Origin of the sequence: Comamonas testosteroni (assembly GCF_000761245.1) — a bacterium.
In the GTDB taxonomy this organism is placed as follows: Bacteria; Pseudomonadota; Gammaproteobacteria; order Burkholderiales; family Burkholderiaceae_C; genus Comamonas; species Comamonas testosteroni_C.
Genome location: NZ_AWOR01000110.1, coordinates 1 through 17,183, shown reverse-complemented (window position 1 = coordinate 17,183; position 17,183 = coordinate 1). Strand labels below are relative to the sequence as shown.

8 protein-coding genes, 7 tRNA genes and 1 riboswitch are annotated in these 17,183 nt (G+C 61.5%); of the genes, 5 read left to right on the top strand and 10 right to left on the bottom strand.

The features are described from left to right. Window positions 1-149: 149 nt before the first annotated feature. Genes P353_RS26445 through P353_RS26435 form a run of 3 tightly spaced genes read left to right on the top strand, consistent with a single transcriptional unit; the run spans window position 150 to window position 4,614 of the window. On the top strand, window positions 150-1,601 hold the full coding sequence (locus P353_RS26445; protein WP_034376308.1) for a CoA transferase: 1,452 nt from the start codon (window positions 150-152) through the stop codon (window positions 1,599-1,601). A gap of 29 nt (window positions 1,602-1,630) precedes the next feature. After that, window positions 1,631-2,728, top strand: a complete 1,098-nt coding sequence (gene aroC / locus P353_RS26440) for a chorismate synthase (protein ID WP_034376306.1) — start codon at window positions 1,631-1,633, stop codon at window positions 2,726-2,728. A gap of 50 nt (window positions 2,729-2,778) precedes the next feature. Next, window positions 2,779-4,614, top strand: coding sequence for a bifunctional metallophosphatase/5'-nucleotidase (locus P353_RS26435; RefSeq protein ID WP_034376304.1), 1,836 nt, complete (start codon window positions 2,779-2,781; stop codon window positions 4,612-4,614). Between the two features lie 131 nt (window positions 4,615-4,745). Here P353_RS26435 and nrdR read toward each other — a convergent pair whose 3' ends face one another. The 3 genes from nrdR to P353_RS26420 form a co-directional block, all read right to left on the bottom strand. Beyond that, window positions 4,746-5,228, bottom strand: a complete 483-nt coding sequence (nrdR, locus tag P353_RS26430; RefSeq protein ID WP_034376303.1) for a transcriptional regulator NrdR — start codon at window positions 5,226-5,228, stop codon at window positions 4,746-4,748. Window positions 5,229-5,249: 21 nt separating this feature from the next. Further along, the gene (glyA, locus tag P353_RS26425; protein WP_003053390.1) at window positions 5,250-6,497 is read right to left on the bottom strand and encodes a serine hydroxymethyltransferase; all 1,248 of its coding nucleotides are present in this window, start codon (window positions 6,495-6,497) and stop codon (window positions 5,250-5,252) included. Window positions 6,498-6,532: 35 nt separating this feature from the next. Next, a riboswitch (ZMP/ZTP riboswitch) is annotated at window positions 6,533-6,687 on the bottom strand. Window positions 6,688-6,802: 115 nt separating this feature from the next. Beyond that, window positions 6,803-7,636 (bottom strand): lytic transglycosylase domain-containing protein, encoded by an 834-nt coding sequence (locus P353_RS26420; protein ID WP_034376301.1) that lies wholly within the window; start codon window positions 7,634-7,636, stop codon window positions 6,803-6,805. A gap of 869 nt (window positions 7,637-8,505) precedes the next feature. Between P353_RS26420 and P353_RS26415 the strand changes: the two genes are divergently transcribed. Further along, the gene (locus P353_RS26415; RefSeq protein ID WP_034376299.1) at window positions 8,506-12,426 is read left to right on the top strand and encodes a DUF748 domain-containing protein; all 3,921 of its coding nucleotides are present in this window, start codon (window positions 8,506-8,508) and stop codon (window positions 12,424-12,426) included. Between the two features lie 215 nt (window positions 12,427-12,641). Next, on the top strand, window positions 12,642-15,296 hold the full coding sequence (locus P353_RS26410; RefSeq protein WP_034376296.1) for a DUF349 domain-containing protein: 2,655 nt from the start codon (window positions 12,642-12,644) through the stop codon (window positions 15,294-15,296). 140 nt (window positions 15,297-15,436) lie between these two features. Here P353_RS26410 and P353_RS26405 read toward each other — a convergent pair. The 7 genes from P353_RS26405 to P353_RS26375 form a co-directional block, all read right to left on the bottom strand. After that, window positions 15,437-15,521, bottom strand: a tRNA-Leu gene (locus P353_RS26405). A 225-nt stretch (window positions 15,522-15,746) separates the two neighbouring features. Beyond that, window positions 15,747-15,831, bottom strand: a tRNA-Leu gene (locus P353_RS26400). A 143-nt stretch (window positions 15,832-15,974) separates the two neighbouring features. Then, a tRNA-Leu gene (locus tag P353_RS26395) sits at window positions 15,975-16,059 on the bottom strand. A gap of 143 nt (window positions 16,060-16,202) precedes the next feature. Beyond that, window positions 16,203-16,287 (bottom strand) — tRNA-Leu (locus P353_RS26390). A gap of 143 nt (window positions 16,288-16,430) precedes the next feature. Further along, window positions 16,431-16,515, bottom strand: a tRNA-Leu gene (locus P353_RS26385). Between the two features lie 225 nt (window positions 16,516-16,740). After that, window positions 16,741-16,825: transfer RNA gene (locus P353_RS26380), tRNA-Leu, on the bottom strand. Between the two features lie 143 nt (window positions 16,826-16,968). Beyond that, window positions 16,969-17,053 (bottom strand) — tRNA-Leu (locus tag P353_RS26375). Window positions 17,054-17,183: the final 130 nt, after the last annotated feature.

The window sequence follows — 17,183 nt, the reverse complement described above, 5'->3', positions numbered from 1 at the left end:
AGGTGATGGCCCTGCATCGTAGCGCCTGCCGATTGGTTGATGGCGAGTGTGCGCTGTCCGCAGTCGATTGGCCCAATCAAGATTGACGGCCATGGACCATGGCGCGTGCAATGCAAGACATGGGTTTACGGCGCTTGCCAGGAGTTTCGATGTCTACAGCCAGTCCTTGCTTTTCTTCCACAGCATCCGCACAGGGGGCTCGTGCCGCGCTGCAGCAGCAATGGGAATTGGCCGGTTTGCCATCACCGGCCTTATCGCAGCTGCAGTTGACGGGCAGGGCCCGCGGCTTTGTCAGCAGCTTTGCCGTGGTGGATGCAGTGCAGGCCAGCGTGGCAGCGGCAGCGCTGGCGGCCACGCAGATAGAGCAGCTGCGTCAGCCCCGTCGCCCTGTGCAAGTGGTGACGGTAGATGCCCAGCATGCGGCATTCGAGTCCAGTGGTTATTTCACCCTGAATGGACGAAGGCCTGACCAATGGGCGCCAGTCTCCGGTCTGTATGCCTGCGGCCAGGCGGTGGGCGAACCAGGCTGGGTTCGTATTCATGCCAATTTCGATCATCACCGCGACGGGGCGCTGGCCTTGCTGGGGCTGCCCGAGGGCGCAGCCACTCCACGCGAGGCCGTGGCTCAGGCTCTGGCCCATTGGCGTGCGCAGGACTTCGAGACACAGGCTGCCCTCCGTGGCTTGCCGGTGGCCGCATCGCGCAGCCATGCCCAGTGGCAGTCATTGGGCCAGGAGGATGGGGTGGCCGGTGCTGCGCTGGTGCAGATAGAGCGGGTGGGCGATGCTCCAGCATTGCCCTGGCCGGGACTGCAGAACGGGCAGCGGCCGCTGGCGGGGCTGCGGGTACTGGATCTCACGCGCATTCTGGCCGGGCCGGTTGCAGGGCGTACTTTGGCCGCCTATGGGGCGGATGTGATGCTGGCCAACAGCCCGCATTTGCCCAATATCGATGCTATTGCCGATACCAGCCGGGGCAAGCGGTCCACACATGCGGATATGAATGAGGCCGCAGGACACGATGCCCTGAGCAGGCTGGTAGGGGGTGCCCATGTCTTCATGCAGGCCTACCGCCCCGGGGCTTTGCAGGCCAAGGGCTTTGGCACAGAGCAACTGCTGCAGATGAGGCCCGGGTTGGTGGTGGCCGAACTCTGCGCCTATGGATGGGAGGGGCCATGGGCCGGGCGGCGCGGCTTTGATTCTCTGGTGCAGACGGCCAGTGGCATCAACGAGGATGAGGCCGCCGCGCATGGCTCGGCTCAGCCCCGCGCGCTGCCCATGCAGGCGCTGGATTATGGTGCAGGGTTCTGGCTGGCCTTTGGCATAGAGACCGCCTTGCTTCGTCAAGCGCAGCAGGGGGGGAGCTGGCGTGTGCGTGTCACGCTGGCTGGTGTGGCGCACTGGTTGCGTGGCTTGGGGCGGGTGCAGGTCGCGGGCCATGCCTGGACAGAGGCCAAGCCTGATATCACGCCCTATCTGCAGACATTGGACAGCGGCTTTGGCAAGTTGCAGGCTGTGCGTCACAGCGCCAGGTTCTCGCACACGCCGGTGGCCTGGGACCATGCATCCATGCCGCCCGGCAGCAGTCAGCCGCGGTGGTGAGCAGGCGCTGCAGGCATAATTGACGGTCTATGAGCGGCAATACCTTCGGCACAATTTTCACGGTCACCAATTTCGGTGAATCCCACGGTCCGGCCATTGGCTGTGTGATTGACGGCTGCCCCCCGGGCATGGCCTTGAGCGAGGCGGACATCCAGCATGATCTGGATCGGCGTCGTCCAGGCACCAGCAAGTTCGTCACCCAGCGCAACGAGCCCGATGCAGTGGAGATCCTCTCCGGCGTGTACGAGGGCAAGACCACGGGCACGCCGATCGCCCTGCTGATCCGCAACACCGATCAGCGCAGCAAGGATTACTCCAATATTGCGCAGAGCTTTCGCCCCGGTCATGCCGACTATGCCTACTTCCAGAAGTACGGCATTCGCGATCCGCGTGGCGGCGGCCGCTCTTCGGCACGCCTGACGGCGCCCACCGTGGCGGCGGGTGCCGTGGCCAAGAAATGGCTCAAGGAAAAGTTCGGCACCGAGTTCCGCGCCTGCATGACCCAGATCGGCGAGCTGCCCATAGGTTTCGAGAGCTGGGAGCATGTGCCTCACAACCCCTTCTTCGCGCCCGTGGCCGATGTGAGCCGTTTCGAGGAATACATGGAGCAGCTGCGCAAGAGCGGCGATTCCTGTGGTGCGGCGCTGCGTGTGAACGCCAGCAATATGCCGGTCGGTCTGGGCCAGCCCCTGTATGACCGCCTGGACGCCGACATCGCCTACGCCATGATGGGCCTGAATGCCGTCAAGGCCGTGGAGATCGGTGCAGGCTTTGACAGCGTGGCCCAGCGCGGCACCACGCATGGCGATTCGCTGAGTCCCGAGGGTTTCCGCAGCAATAACGCGGGCGGCATCGTGGGCGGCATCAGCACCGGCCAGGACCTGGAAGTGCGCATCGGCATCAAGCCCACCAGCTCCATCATCACGCCGCGCGAATCCATCGATGTGCACGGCCAGAGCACCGAAGTCATCACCAAGGGGCGCCACGACCCCTGCGTGGGCATTCGTGCCGCGCCGATTGCCGAGGCGCTGCTGGCGCTGGTGGTGATGGACCATGCGCTGCGCCACCGCGCGCAGAATGCCGATGTGGATTGCGGCCTGGCCCCGATTCCGGCCTCGGCCGGCTGACATCGCCCAGACCTTTTTGTGCGTTAAAACCTCTGACTCAGGAGAGTCCGATGGTTGCAGCTGACAAAAAACCGGATCAACGCCAGTCTCGCGCCTTGTCGCCAGGCTGGCGTTGCGCTTTTCGCAATGCCTCCCGTCCCATGTGCGCTGCGCTGCTCGCGCTGGGTTTGAGCGCATGCAGCGGTGGTGTGACAAGGCCGGCCAGCATGGAGATCACCGTGCTGGGTTTCAATGACCTGCACGGCCATCTGGAGCCGCCCGGGCTGGCGGTGACGGCCCAGAACGCGCAGGGGCAGAGCATTGCCGTGCCCGCTGGCGGCGTGGCCTATATGGCCCGAGCCATCGCGCAGCGCCGCCAGGCCAGTCGCCATGTGGCGCTGGTCACGGCCGGGGACATGATCGGGGCTTCGCCCATGGTCTCTGCGCTGTTTCTCGATGAGCCGACGATAGAGGTGCTCAACCTCATGCGGGTGGACTTCGCGGCCACCGGCAATCACGAATACGACCAGGGCGCGGCCGAGCTGCTGCGCATGCAAAACGGCGGCTGCGAGAAGTTCACGAGCAAGCAGCCATGCCAGATCAGCAAGCCCTTCAAGGGAGCGCAGTTCCCGTTTCTCGCGGCCAATACGCTGCGCGGCGACGGCCGGCCGCTGTTTCCCGCGACCGGGGTGAAGTTCTTCGAGCAGGACGGTCTGCGCATAGGCGTGGGCTTTATCGGCATGACACTCAGGAACACGCCGCATATGGTGCGCCCCAGCGGGGTCAGGGGCCTGACGTTTGCCGGCGAGGCGCAGACGGCGAATGCGCTGATTCCGCAGCTGAGGGCGCAGGGCGCTGATGTGATCGTGGTGCTGATCCATGAGGGCGGGGCCACCACGTCGGGCCTGCAGGACGATAGCTGCCAGGGCCTCTCCGGCGCCATCGTGCCGATTCTGGAGCAGCTCTCCGGCGAAGTCGATGTGGTGATCTCCGGTCACACCCATCGCTCCTATATCTGCGATTACGCCAGGGTGGATGCCCGCAAGCCGTTCTTGCTGACCAGCGCCGGCCAGTACGGCACGCTGCTGACCGAGGTTAGGCTCACGGTGGATGCGCGCACACGCCGCGTGAGCCGCAAATCGGCGCACCAGAATATTGTGCAGGGCGAGGCCTATCGCGGCCCTGCCGGTCTGGTGGGCCTGCAGCCCGAGTTTCCGGTCTTTGACGCCGATGCGCCCGTTGCGGCGCTGGTGGCGCGCTACCAGGCTGCGGTCCGGCCGCTGGCCGAAGCCGACGCAGGGCGGCTGGCCGCAGCTGCCAGCCGCATGCCTCAAGTCAATGGCGAAAGCGTGATGGGGCGCATCGTGGCCGACTCCATACTCGCTGCCACGCGCGATGCTGCTGCGGGCGGAGCGCAACTGGCTTTTGTGAACCCCGGCGGTGTGCGCGCCGACCTGCTGCCCGCGGCAGACGGCAGCGTGACCTATGGCCAGCTGTTCAGCGTTCAGCCGTTTGGCAATACGCTGATGGTGATGAGTCTGACGGGCGAGCAGATTCGCCAGGCGCTGGAGCAGCAATTCGACAGCGGCAGCAACACCGTGAGCGCGCCGCGCATCCTGCAGGTGTCCGAGGGCTTCAGCTACCGCTTCGACCGCCGCCAGCCTGCGGGCCGGCGCGTGAGCGAGCTGCGCCTGAACGGCCGGCGGCTCGAGATGTCGCAGCACTACCGCGTGGGACTGCAGAGCTATCTGGGCGGCGGCGGCGACAACTTCAGCATCTTCGCGCAAGGCATCGATGTGGTGGGCGGCATGCTGGATCTGGATGCCCTGGCCGAGCATGTGCGCGAGCAAAGCCGCAGCGGTCCGATGGTGCTACCTTTAAAGGAGCGCATTACGCGCGTTCATTAAGGAAATTAGATAAAAACCTATCTGATATCCTTTGATATAAGGCACTAGATGCTCATAAATTCATAGCAAATGCCTGCCGTCAAGCGCACAAAACAAAAGCCACCCGAGGGTGGCTTTTGTCATGGCGGCGGTCAGGCCTGGGGCTTTCTGGTGGCCTTGGCCTTGGGACTGCGAACCTCATCCATGATGTTCTTGAAGTCGTCCACATCCTCGAAGCTGCGGTATACGCTGGCAAACCGGATATAGCCGACCTTGTCCAGGCCCTTGAGTTCATCCATCACCAGCTCGCCAAGGCGGCTGGAATCGATTTCACGCTGGCCCAGATTGAGCAGCCTGTCCTCGATGCGCTCTATGGCCGCATCGATGAGTTCGGTGCTCACCGGGCGCTTGCGCAGCGCGATCTGAAAAGAGCCTTGCAGCTTGGCGCGCTCGTATTCGATACGGCGGCCGTCTCTCTTGACCACGGTCGGAAAGCTGACCTCGGGGCGCTCGTAGGTCGTGAAGCGCTTGTCGCAGCCGCCGCAGCGGCGGCGGCGGCGGATGAAGCCCCCGTCCTCGGACTCGCGGGTCTCAACCACTTGCGTGTCCGGATGGTTGCAGAAGGGGCACTTCATGACAGCTCAGCGCAGCAGAATTTACTTGCTGTAGACAGGGAACTTGGCAGTCAGCTCGGCCACCTTGGCGCGCACGGCGGCCAGATTGGCTTCGTCTTCGGGCTTGTCCAGCACATCGGCCACCAGATTGGCGGTGATGCGGGCTTCTTCCTCACCGAAACCACGCGTGGTCATGGCGGGCGTACCGATACGGATGCCGCTGGTCACGAAAGGCTTCTCGGGGTCGTTGGGGATGGCGTTCTTGTTCACGGTGATGTGAGCCAGACCCAGTGCCGCTTCGGCAGCCTTGCCGGTAATGCCCTTGGCGCGCAGGTCCACCAGCATCACGTGGCTTTCGGTGCGGCCGGAGACGATGCGCAGACCGCGCTCGGTCAGCGTTTCGGCAAACACCTTGGCATTCTTCACGACCTGTTCCTGGTAAGCCTTGAACTCGGGAGTCAGGGCTTCCTTGAAGGCCACGGCCTTGCCGGCGATGACGTGCATCAGGGGGCCGCCTTGCAGGCCGGGGAAGATGGCGCTGTTGATGGCCTTCTCGTGCTCGGCCTTCATCAGGATCACGCCGCCACGAGGGCCGCGCAGGCTCTTGTGAGTGGTGGTGGTGACCACGTCGGCGTGGGGCACGGGGTTGGGGTACACGCCTGCAGCAATCAGACCGGCATAGTGGGCCATGTCCACCCAGAAGATGGCGCCGACTTCCTTGGCGATCTTTGCGAAGCGCTCGAAGTCGATGCGCAGGGCATAGGCGGAAGCGCCGGCCACGATGATGCGGGGCTTGTGCTCGCGTGCCAGCTCTTCGAGCTTGTCGTAGTCGATGGCTTCGTCGGCGTTCAGGCCATAGGAGACGGCCTTGAACCATTTGCCGGACATGTTCAGCGCCATGCCGTGGGTCAGGTGACCGCCTTCGGCCAGGCTCATGCCCAGAATGGTGTCGCCGGGCTTGGCAAAAGCCATCAGCACTGCCTGGTTGGCCTGAGAGCCGGAATTGGGTTGCACGTTGGCGGCTTCGGCGCCAAAGATCTGCTTGATGCGGTCAATGGCCAGTTGCTCGACCACGTCCACATGCTCGCAGCCACCGTAGTAGCGCTTGCCGGGGTAGCCTTCGGCGTACTTGTTGGTCAGCTGGGAGCCCTGGGCTTCCATCACGGCGGGCGAGCAGTAGTTCTCGCTGGCAATCAGCTCGATGTGCTCTTGCTGGCGATGGTTTTCAGCTTCAATAGCTGCAAACAGTTCGGGGTCGACTTTCGCGACGGTATCGGTGCGTTGAAACATGGCAGTCCTGTGAACTTAGAAATTCCCTTGAGGCCAAGGGCTGCCCAGGCGAACGGCTGAAACGCTTGCAGGCTGCAGTCGCTGCGGTCCTGGGCGGTACGCTCCCCGGTGGTTCACAGACCTTGCAGTCTGCCGGATTCCACGTCAGCGGCAGAAAATTCTGCGCCTATCGCCAGTTGCGTACACCCGCTAGTGTAGCTGAGCCGGCATGGCTGCAGAGCCTATGCCCGTTTTTCCCGCTGGCCCTAGCCGGGGCATAAAAAAAGCTGGCCGCGGCCAGCTTGAGAAATGCAGGGATCTGCCGCTTAGAGGTTGGAGTCGGCCAGTGCCACTTGCTGAGCGTGAGAGACCTTGGTGGCTTCGTCGGACTTGGCCGTCATCAGCGAGCTGGCCTGCAGACCCACGCCTTGGCGCAGGCGCTGGTGTTCGGCAAGCACCTTGGCAGCATAGCCGCCGTCCGAAGGAAGATTGGCTGCGCCCACGTAGTAGCGCAGGCCACCCTCGATGGAGCCGGCGCGGGCAATGCATTCCTTGAGCACCTTGACTCCGACCTTGAGATTGGTCACGGGGTCGAAGGCCGCGTGCTGGCCGCCAAAGCTTTCGTACTTGTCGGTGTGCACGGACGTCATCACCTGCATCAGGCCCTGGGCGCCGACCGAGCTTTGGGCAAACGGGTTGAAGCTCGACTCAATCGCCATGATGGCCAGAATCAGCGTCGGGTCCAGCTTGTTGGCCTTGCCCTGGGCATAGGCTTCGCTGACCAGGGCGGCAATCGGTTCGGGCGCCACCCGGTATTTTTTGCTGAGCCAGTAGGCGACAGCCGCCTGCTCCTTGGGCAGGTTCTTGGGGTTGACGGCCGTGGCGCGGTCGCTGGCGACGACGATGCTGGCGGAAGCAGGGGCTTCCTCCACTTCGGCGGCAGCCACAACGGTGCTGGCGGGCAGGCGTGTGTCGAGCCACTCGCGCAGTTCGGTGGCGCCGGCCAGACGCAGGTCCGGACGAGAGATCAAAATCAGGGCCGAAATGGCCACGGCCAAGCCCAGCAGGGCGAAACCGTTGTGAGTAAGAGCAAGAAAACCGTGGGCCGTCTTATGGCCCAACGTTCGCGCGGAGGCGATTAATTTTCCTGACGCTGGCATAGCTTGTCCTTTCTTGGCTATCGCCCGAGGCCGCACCGGATCAATCTCGCGGTGCAACCAGGACAACTGGCCGATGAGGTTTGCTGCGGGCCGATTAAAAGCGCCCCTTGGGGCGCCGATCGGTCTGCTCAGTCGTGAGGCAGCGGAAACAAAAAACGCTCATTTCGAGCGCTGGCGGATTCTAGAAGCGCCCTAAATATTCAGTCAACACTAACAAAAATACTTTTTAGATTTTAAAATTATATAAAAACTGTATGAATGTACAGTTTGCTCAAAAAATTACAGCAAAAAATCACGGATTCAAGAGGTGTATACGCTCACATCGTTTTATTTGTCATCAAGGCGAAATAAAGTGCAAAAAGCCTGGTAGCCCTACACGAGCACAGATATAGTGAATCTGCCTGCACGTTGCAGGTGCTTGCCAAAGGAAAGGAAAAGCAAACTCCGCCGAGGCCTTTGATTCCATGGGCTGTTGGCACTTGCTCTTTATCTTCGCTTGAGGCACAAAAGGGAGCAATCGTTGCTTCCAGCGGCAAGGACCACACCCTCCTTGAACCGCGAAAAACGGCCCGGTCTGGTACCGGCCGTAAAGCCCGGAAGTCGGTTTCGCCACTTCCGGGCTTTGTCATTTCCGGCGAGTCTTTTTCTGCAGCGCATTGTTTGCATTTTTCCGCGCGCATCTGCCTCTGGCGGGTATTCCGATAGCGCAAACTTCTCCCTGGAAACGCCTCTTGCTTCTATCTATATATAGAGCGCAATCTAGATACACCAGGGTGCGCTCAAGGTACAGTGGTGTTACGGGCGCGTGGCGGATCCCGCCCCTGAGAGTCTTGGAAGGCTTTCAATCTCTGTATCAATAACAATTGCCCATGTCCTTGCTCACATCGAATCGCTGGCTTCGTCGGCTGATCTGGTCTGTTCTTGCTCTTTTGCTGTTATGGCTGCTGCTCTGGGCGGTAGTGCCTTGGGTCGCCAAGAGCCAGCTGGAAAAACGGGCTGCCGAGAAACTGGGGCGCGGCGTGCATGTGGGTAAGATCGAGTTTGCGCCCTGGGCCATGTCCATCACCTTGCATGATCTGGTGATCGATAAGGCGATAAAAAAAGTAGCTGAAACTGCTGATGCAGAGGGCTCTGTGGCTCAGAAAGATCTGCAGTCTGCCGCCGAGCCACAGATGCAGATCAAGCGCATCTTCATCAATGCCAGTGCGCAGTCCTTGTTCAGACTCGCTCCTGTGCTGGATGCGATCGAGGTCGATGCGCCGGTGGTGCGCCTGACCCAGCATTCACTGGGCAAGCTCGATATCGACGACGTGATTGCCAGGCTCTCCGAGCCCGATGACGAAGAGCCGTCCAAGCCCGTGAGCTTTGCGCTCTACAACATTGCCTTGCGCGACGGCCGTATCGAGCTCAATGACGAGTTTGTGCAGCGCAGGCATGAACTCAAGGACTTGCAGCTGAGCATTCCTTTCATCAGCAATCTGGCGTCAAAGCGCGAGATCAAGGTGCTGCCGCATCTGGCGTTCGATCTCAACGGCAGCAAGTTCGATACTTCGGGCGAGAGCACGCCGTTCACCGACACCCGTCAGACGGCGATGCACCTCAAATGGGATCGAATCGATCTGGCTCCCTATCTGGGCTATGTGCCTGCCAGCGTTCCGGTGCAGCCCCTCTCGGGAGTGCTTGATACGGATCTGCAGGTCAGCTTCGAGGAAAAAGACCAGCCTGTAGTCAGCATCAGCGGCAAGCTGGCCTTGAGCAATGTCGCAGTGCAAGACCGCCAGAGTGCGCCGCTGCTGAACTTTGAGGCGCTGGAAGTGCAGCTGCAGAATGCTCAGCCTCTGCAGAACCAGATTGCGCTGGAGACTGTACGCTGGGTCAAACCAGAGATTCATGCCAGCCGCAATGCGCAGGGCGTGATCAACTGGTTGGGGTTGAATGCGCCGGCGGGTGCCCCCGCAGCGCAGCTGGAGAAGGCCGTGCCTGAGCCCGCCTCCGCCGAGGCCAGCACTCCGGCCCGGGCAGATGCGAAGGCCCAGGCAGATGCGAAGGCCCAGGCAGATGCGAAGGCCGAAAAGCCTGGCAAGCCCCTGGTCGTCGGCGTGCAGCAGTTCGATATTGAAGGCGGCATCGTGCATTGGCAGGATGCCGCAACAGGCGCGGCACCTGCAGCCCTGACTCTGGCTCCTTTGGTGCTGCAGGCCAAGAATCTGGCTTGGCCCATGAATGCGCCTTTGCAACTGACGGCCACTGCAGGCCTGCAAACGACTGAGCAAGCCCGGGTGGAAGGGGCAGCCAGGCTGGCTGTGGATGGAGAAGCCACTGACAAGGCGGGCAGGCTCAATCTCAAGCTCGAGCAGATGCCGCTGCAATGGGTGCAGCCCTATATAGAAGCGCACTTCAAGCCGCAGCTAAGCGCCATGCTGGGCACCGATGCCCGGATCTCCTGGGGCGATGGCAAAGTCGTGGCAGAGGTGGCAGAGCTGACCGCCGACAAGCTGCAACTGCAGGACAAGCAGGCCCCTGTCAATATCGAGCAGATCAAGGTCAGCGGCGTTCAGGTCGATCTTGCTGCCCGGCAGGTGCAGGTAGAGGCCATTGCCGTACAGAAGCCGCAACTCGCGGCACTGCGTGACGCACAAGGGCGCTGGATGTACGAGCGTTGGTTGCCTGCGGCCAAGCCGGCAACGCAGGGCGGCAAGGCGGAGCCGGGCCAGCCCTGGTCGGTCAAGCTCGCAGCGATTGCCGTGGATGGCGGTGCGCTGCAGTTTCGCGATGCCGCACCTGTGCAAGGCGGGAATGCGCGGCCCGTGCAGCTGGATGTGAGCGCCTTGCGCGTACGCCTGGGTGCTTTCGAGCCGCTGGCGGCCAAGGCAGCGCCGACTCCGCTGGAGGTCTCGGCTCAGCTCTCGGCCAATCGCCGGGTGCAGGCCGGCCAAATTCAGTTCAAAGGGCTGCTGGGCCTGACCCCTGTTTCGGCTCAGGGTCAGCTGCAGGCACGTGCCGTGCCGCTGCATGCACTGGAGCCGTATTTCGGTCACAAGCTCAATGTGGATCTGGTGCGTGCCGACGGCAACTTCCGGGGCAAGCTTAACTATCTGGCCCATGCCAAGGGGCCGCAGTTGTCGGTGTTGGGCGATGTGGAGCTCAACGACCTGCGCGTACGCTCCACGCTTGCGGCTCCTGTGCAGGAGGAGGTGGGCAAGCCCAGTACCGCCAGGGGCGCGCTGACGGCGGTGCTCAATGACTCCACGGCAGACCGTGCCAAGGCACTGGCTGCGCGCACAGGTCTGGGTCTGGGCGATGATTTGCTGGCCTGGAAAACACTGGTGGTGCGCGGCCTGGACCTGAATATGCAGCCGGCCCAGCCCCTGCGGGTGAGCGTGCGCGAAACCGCGCTGAGCGACTTTTTTGCGCGCGTCATCGTGCAGCGCAACGGCCGCATCAATCTGCAGGACATCGTGAAGACTGAAAAGTCCGAGCAGTCCGTCGCGCAGAACGAAGAGGCGAACGCCCAGGCGGCTGCTGGCGAGAAGCCCGAACTCAGCAAGCACGTGGCCGAGCCCGTAAAGCCCGAAGATGTCGGCCCCGTGCCCATCATCAAGGTCGGGCCCATTGTGCTGACGGGCGGCAAGGTGCAGTTCTCTGACTACTTCATTCAGCCCAACTACTCGGCCGATCTGAGTGAGCTGAACGGTCGTCTGAGCGCCTTCTCTTCGCAGGCTCCTGCAGGCCAGGTAGAGCCGCAAATGGCCGATCTTGAAATCAAGGGCAAGGCCCAGGGTACGGCGATGCTCGATATCAGCGGCAAGGTCAACCCGCTGGCCAAGCCTCTGGCGCTGGATGTGCGCGCCCAGATGAATGACCTGGAGCTGTCGCCGCTGTCTCCATATTCCATCAAGTATGCGGGCTATGGCATAGAGCGCGGCAAGCTCTATATGGATGTGAACTACAAGGTGCAGCCTGATGGGCAGCTCACGGCATCGAACAAGCTGGTGCTGCGCCAACTGACCTTTGGCGACAAGGTGGAAGGTGCGCCCGCATCGCTGCCCGTCAAGCTGGCTGTGGCCCTGCTGTCCGACCGCAACGGCGTGATTGATCTCGATGTGCCTCTGAGCGGTTCGCTCAACGACCCGCAGTTCCGTCTGGCGCCCATCATCTTCAAGGTGATCGGCAACATCATCATGAAGGCCGTGACCGCGCCGTTTGCGCTGTTGTCGGGAGCGTTTTCGGGTGGCGACGAGTCGGGTGCAGTCAACTTTGCGCCGGGCAGTGCCAGGCTCGATGGAAAGGCCAGGGAGCAGCTGGCCAAGATCGTCAAGGCACTCAACGACCGTCCCGCGCTCAAGATGACGGTGGTGGGCGAGTCGCGTGAAGCCGAAGACAAGGAGGCCTGGAAGACTGCAGAGCTGGACCGTCTGCTGCTGGCCCAAAAGCGCCGCAACGTGATTCGCGAAGGCAAGAATGGCGACGAGGTGATGGAGTTCAGCGAAGCCGAGCGCCCGGCTCTGCTCAAGGCCGTCTACGGTCGTGCCGACATCAAAAAGCCCCGCAACATGGTCGGAATGGCCAAGGACCTGCCAGCCGACCAGATGACGGCGCTGCTGGTGGCCAGCATCAAAGTGCCCGACGATGCCATGCGCGAGCTGGCGCTGGCGCGCGGCGTGGCTGTGCGAGACTATCTGGCCACGCAAAAGCTGCCGCTGGAGCGTCTGTTCCTGGGTGCTCCCAAGCTGGATGCGCAGGACAAGGACTGGACGCCACGTGCCCAGTTGAGCCTGTCTGCGCAGTGATGAAAGTGCTGCAAAACACCTTGCGATTTCGCATTTTTTGGCTTGCCTTTAAATAAAGGCGAAAATACCGGTTTGCCCAGGTGCTCATGTGCCTGGGCTTGCGCTTGGAAAGTCTGCCCTCATGTGGGTTGGCACCGGCCCGTTGCAGCGTTGACTGCGCTGGCTGCCAAGCATTTTCTGACCCTTACATGACATCTATTTCTCCTAGCAGCACCATGTCTGATGCATCTGAAGTGAACCCGGCTTCTGCCAAGAATACTGAGCAACATCCGCTGGATGCATTGACGGGTGGTGCTTTCTCCGCCGAGACGTCGGGTGATCGCGCCGCGCGCATTCGCGACTGGTTGGCGACTCAGCCCACGGTCGAGCAACTCCAGGACGTTCACAAGGAACTGAGCAAGGGCGACAAGAGTGCTGCCCGTGCCGTACGCGAACGCCTTGACGAAATCCGTCGCACCGCGAATCAGGAAAAAATTTCCGTGGAATGGGCCGAGAAGGCTCAGGCACTGCTGGCTGCAGAGCCCTTCGATGCCGCAGCTGCAGCTGCCTGGCAGCGTGATGCAGCCAAGGCCGGTGCCGCGCTGTCGCGCGAGCCTCTGTCGCAGTTCAAGGCCCGATTGGGCGAGCGAGTGAAGGCTGTGGAAGACCTGCAGCATCGCACCCAGGTGCAGCGCGAAGTGGCGCTGCTGCTGGCGCAGCGTATCGAAGTGCTGTCCACCAAGTCCTGGAAGGATGCCACGGCGGTGCTGGGCGCCCTGGGGGTTGATGTCGCGCGCTGGCAGGAGCAGGCCAAGGAACTGACCGGCGACGCCAGCTGGAGCAGTGTGGACGGTCGTTTCCCACCTCAGCTGGAAGCAGCCTCCGCACAACTGGCACTGGTTTGGGATGCTTTCCAGTCTGCACTGGCACAGACCGAGGCCGCTGCCGCCGACGAGGCGGCGCCGTTGCCCACGGTCCCCGTCTGGGCCGACGAAATCCGCGTGGCTCGTGGTCTGCCTCCCGAAGCCGCTGCAGTGGAAGTGGCCAAACCCGCCGCCCCGCGCGCAGCCGCTGCCGCCCGTGGCAAGCCCACGCCCGAGCAGGTGGAAGCAGCCAAGGCTGGCCTGGCTCAGGCCCTGCAGGCGCTGAAAGCGGAAACTGCAGCCGGCAACAGCAAGGCAGGCTCCGAAGCCGTGCAAGCCATGCGCGCAGCCATCAAGGCCCATGGCCGCTTTGTGGACGAGGCGCTGGTAGGCGAAGTGCATGAAGCCCTTTTGGCCGCCGGTGAAGCCGAGGGTTGGCAGCGCCAACTGGCCGAGAAACTGCGCGAGGATCTGGTGGCCAAGGCAGAAGCCTTGCTCAACCGTCCTGAAGGTCAGGCACTGGGTGGCCGCAAGATCCAGGAAACCCTGCGCAGCCTGCGCGAACAATGGAAGCAGGCCGACCAAGGTGCCATGGCCAATCATGCGCTGTGGAAGAAGTTTGACGAGGCCTGCAACGCAGCCTACAAGGTGGTCGAGTCCTGGCACGACAAGATTCGTCAGGACAGCACGCAGGCCAAGGCTCAGCGTCTGGAGCTGATCGAAGAAATCAAGGCCTGGGCTGCAGCCAATGCGGCCAGCCAGGACTGGAAGAACATGTTGCGCGCGCTGCGCCAGTTTGGTGAGCGCTGGCGTGAAAGCGGCCATATCGGCGAAAAGCTGTTTGCCGAACTGCAGCCGCTGTTCAAGCAGGCCATGGCTGCTGCCGAAGCGCCCCTGCAGGCTGCACAAAAGGCCAGCCTGGAGCGTCGCCATGCCATGATCGACGAAGCCACGGCCTTGGGGGCAGCCCCCAGCCTGCGCATCGACGCCGTGAAGGCGCTGCAGCAGCGCTGGCAGGCTGAAGCCCAGGTGGTGCCACTGGATCGCAAGCACGAGCAAAAGCTCTGGGATGCATTCCGCAAGCCGCTGGACGATGCCTTCAATCGCAAGAGCGTGGAGCGTGGTGGTCGCAGCCCGGTGGCGGTTGAGTTGTCAGAGCATGACCGTCGGGTGCTGGATGCGTCCAAGGCGGTCGAGGCGGCCAATGCCAGCGGCGATGTGCAAAAGATTCACGCAGCGCTGGCCGAGCTCGAAGCAGCCATCAAGGCTCAACCTGCCAAGTCTGATGAAAACCAGGCCCAGACAGAGCAAGCGTCTGAAGCTGTTGAGGCGCAAGCGAGCGAAACCGCTGCAGTGGCCAAGCCGGCGCGCCCCGTGGTGGCCGTGCGTGGCGATGACCGCCCTGGCATGAGGAAGGAAACTGCAGCTGCTGCAGGTGGTCGTCCTGGCGATCGCAAGGATGGCGGCCGTGGCCGCGATGCAGCGCGTGGTGAGCGAGGTGGCCGTGATGGCCGCGACAGCCGTGATGCCGGCCGTGGCCGTCGCGAGTTCGCGCGCGAGGAGCGCGGGCCGCGCTTGGCCGATCCAGCCTTCCGTGCCCAGCGTGATGCCGTGGAGCATGCCCAGGAGGCTCTGCGCAAGCTGGCGGCTCAGGCGCACGGTGAAGCGCTGACTCAGTTGCTCGGTGCCTGGCAGGCTCGTGATGCTGCGCAGCTGCCATCGGCTCAGCAGCTGGGCAGCAAGGTGACGGCGCCTGTGCGCTCTTCCTGGTCCGGCGCTGTGGCTGCTGCGCCCAAGGGCAATGCTGCAGAGGCCCTGCTGCGCCTGGAAATGGCTGCCGATGTGCACACCCCTGCCGATCAGCTGGCGGCACGCCGTGTGCTTCAGCTGCAGATGCTGACCCGCCGCAACGATCCTTCGCCCCAGCAGACCTGGGGTCAGGACGTGGCCACTGTGCTGGGCAGTGCCAGCGATGAGGCATCTGCCCGTCGCCTGCAGACTGCACTCAAGCAATTGCTGCGCAAGTAAGCGACATATCGCCTCGATGGGAGGCGATTGCTAATGAAAAAGGGAGCCGTCAGGCTCCCTTTTTCATATGTGCTGCTTGCTACCGGAGGGGGGTGAAAACGAAAAAGCCGCTGCATTTGCATGCAACGGCTTGTCGTATTTGGTGCCCAGGAGAGGACTCGAACCTCCACGGAGTTACCCGCTAGTACCTGAAACTAGTGCGTCTACCAATTCCGCCACCTGGGCTTTCAGGATGACTTGAATTATATAGCGTTCAAAGTTGCTGCCAGGCCAGTTGAGGTGCTTTTTTTGCGAGTTGTCGACAAGGCGTTCTGGAGCTTGAGCGATCCTTGTCGACTCGCGGGGTTGGAAGTGCGGTGGGGCAGAGGCCGGTTCGCCCAGAGTCGCCTTCATCGGTACAGTATGAAAACGGAAAAGCCGCTGCATTTGCATGCAACGGCTTGTCGTATTTGGTGCCCAGGAGAGGACTCGAACCTCCACGGAGTTACCCGCTAGTACCTGAAACTAGTGCGTCTACCAATTCCGCCACCTGGGCATTTCAGAGTGAGCAAATTATATAGCGGCTTGAGTACTGTTCATGCTGGTTTGCGTGGATTTTTCAGAAAACTTCTCGCGACTGTTGGTGTGGTAGTGAAAACGAAAAAGCCGCTGCATTTGCATGCAACGGCTTGTCGTGTTTGGTGCCCAGGAGAGGACTCGAACCTCCACGGAGTTACCCGCTAGTACCTGAAACTAGTGCGTCTACCAATTCCGCCACCTGGGCATTTCAGAGTGAGCAAATTATATAGCGGCTTGAGTACTGTTCATGCTGGTTTGCGTGGATTTTTCAGAAAACTTCTCGCGACTGTTGGTGTGGTAGTGAAAACGAAAAAGCCGCTGCATTTGCATGCAACGGCTTGTCGTGTTTGGTGCCCAGGAGAGGACTCGAACCTCCACGGAGTTACCCGCTAGTACCTGAAACTAGTGCGTCTACCAATTCCGCCACCTGGGCATTTCAGAGTGAGTGAATTATATAGCAGCTTGAGTAGTGCTCATGCTGGGTTGCATGGATTTTTCAGAAAACTTTTTGCGACTGCTGATGTGGCTGTGAAAACGAAAAAGCCGCTGCATTTGCATGCAACGGCTTGTCGTATTTGGTGCCCAGGAGAGGACTCGAACCTCCACGGAGTTACCCGCTAGTACCTGAAACTAGTGCGTCTACCAATTCCGCCACCTGGGCTTTCAGGATGACTTGAATTATATAGCGTTCAAAGTTGCTGCCAGGCCAGTTGAGGTGCTTTTTTTGCGAGTTGTCGACAAGGCGTTCTGGAGCTTGAGCGATCCTTGTCGACTCGCGGGGTTGGAAGTGCGGTGGGGCAGAGGCCGGTTCGCCCAGAGTCGCCTTCATCGGTACAGTATGAAAACGGAAAAGCCGCTGCATTTGCATGCAACGGCTTGTCGTATTTGGTGCCCAGGAGAGGACTCGAACCTCCACGGAGTTACCCGCTAGTACCTGAAACTAGTGCGTCTACCAATTCCGCCACCTGGGCATTTCAGAGTGAGCAAATTATATAGCGGCTTGAGTACTGTTCATGCTGGTTTGCGTGGATTTTTCAGAAAACTTCTCGCGACTGTTGGTGTGGTAGTGAAAACGAAAAAGCCGCTGCATTTGCATGCAACGGCTTGTCGTGTTTGGTGCCCAGGAGAGGACTCGAACCTCCACGGAGTTACCCGCTAGTACCTGAAACTAGTGCGTCTACCAATTCCGCCACCTGGGCATTTCAGAGTGAGCGAATTATATAGCAGCTTGAGTACTGCTCATGCCGTCTTGCGTGGATTTTTTCAGAAAACTTTTCGCGACCGCTGGTGTGGCGGTAAAAACGAAAAAGCCGCTGCATTTGCATGCAA

Coding starts and splice junctions, on each gene's coding strand:
- P353_RS26435 (WP_034376304.1), top strand. CDS start 2,779: ATGGTTGCAGCTGACAAAAAACCGGATCAACGCCAGTCTCGCGCCTTG.
- P353_RS26415 (WP_034376299.1), top strand. CDS start 8,506: ATGTCCTTGCTCACATCGAATCGCTGGCTTCGTCGGCTGATCTGGTCT.
- aroC (WP_034376306.1), top strand. CDS start 1,631: ATGAGCGGCAATACCTTCGGCACAATTTTCACGGTCACCAATTTCGGT.
- P353_RS26410 (WP_034376296.1), top strand. CDS start 12,642: ATGTCTGATGCATCTGAAGTGAACCCGGCTTCTGCCAAGAATACTGAG.
- P353_RS26445 (WP_034376308.1), top strand. CDS start 150: ATGTCTACAGCCAGTCCTTGCTTTTCTTCCACAGCATCCGCACAGGGG.
- glyA (WP_003053390.1), bottom strand. CDS start 6,497: ATGTTTCAACGCACCGATACCGTCGCGAAAGTCGACCCCGAACTGTTT.
- nrdR (WP_034376303.1), bottom strand. CDS start 5,228: ATGAAGTGCCCCTTCTGCAACCATCCGGACACGCAAGTGGTTGAGACC.
- P353_RS26420 (WP_034376301.1), bottom strand. CDS start 7,636: ATGCCAGCGTCAGGAAAATTAATCGCCTCCGCGCGAACGTTGGGCCAT.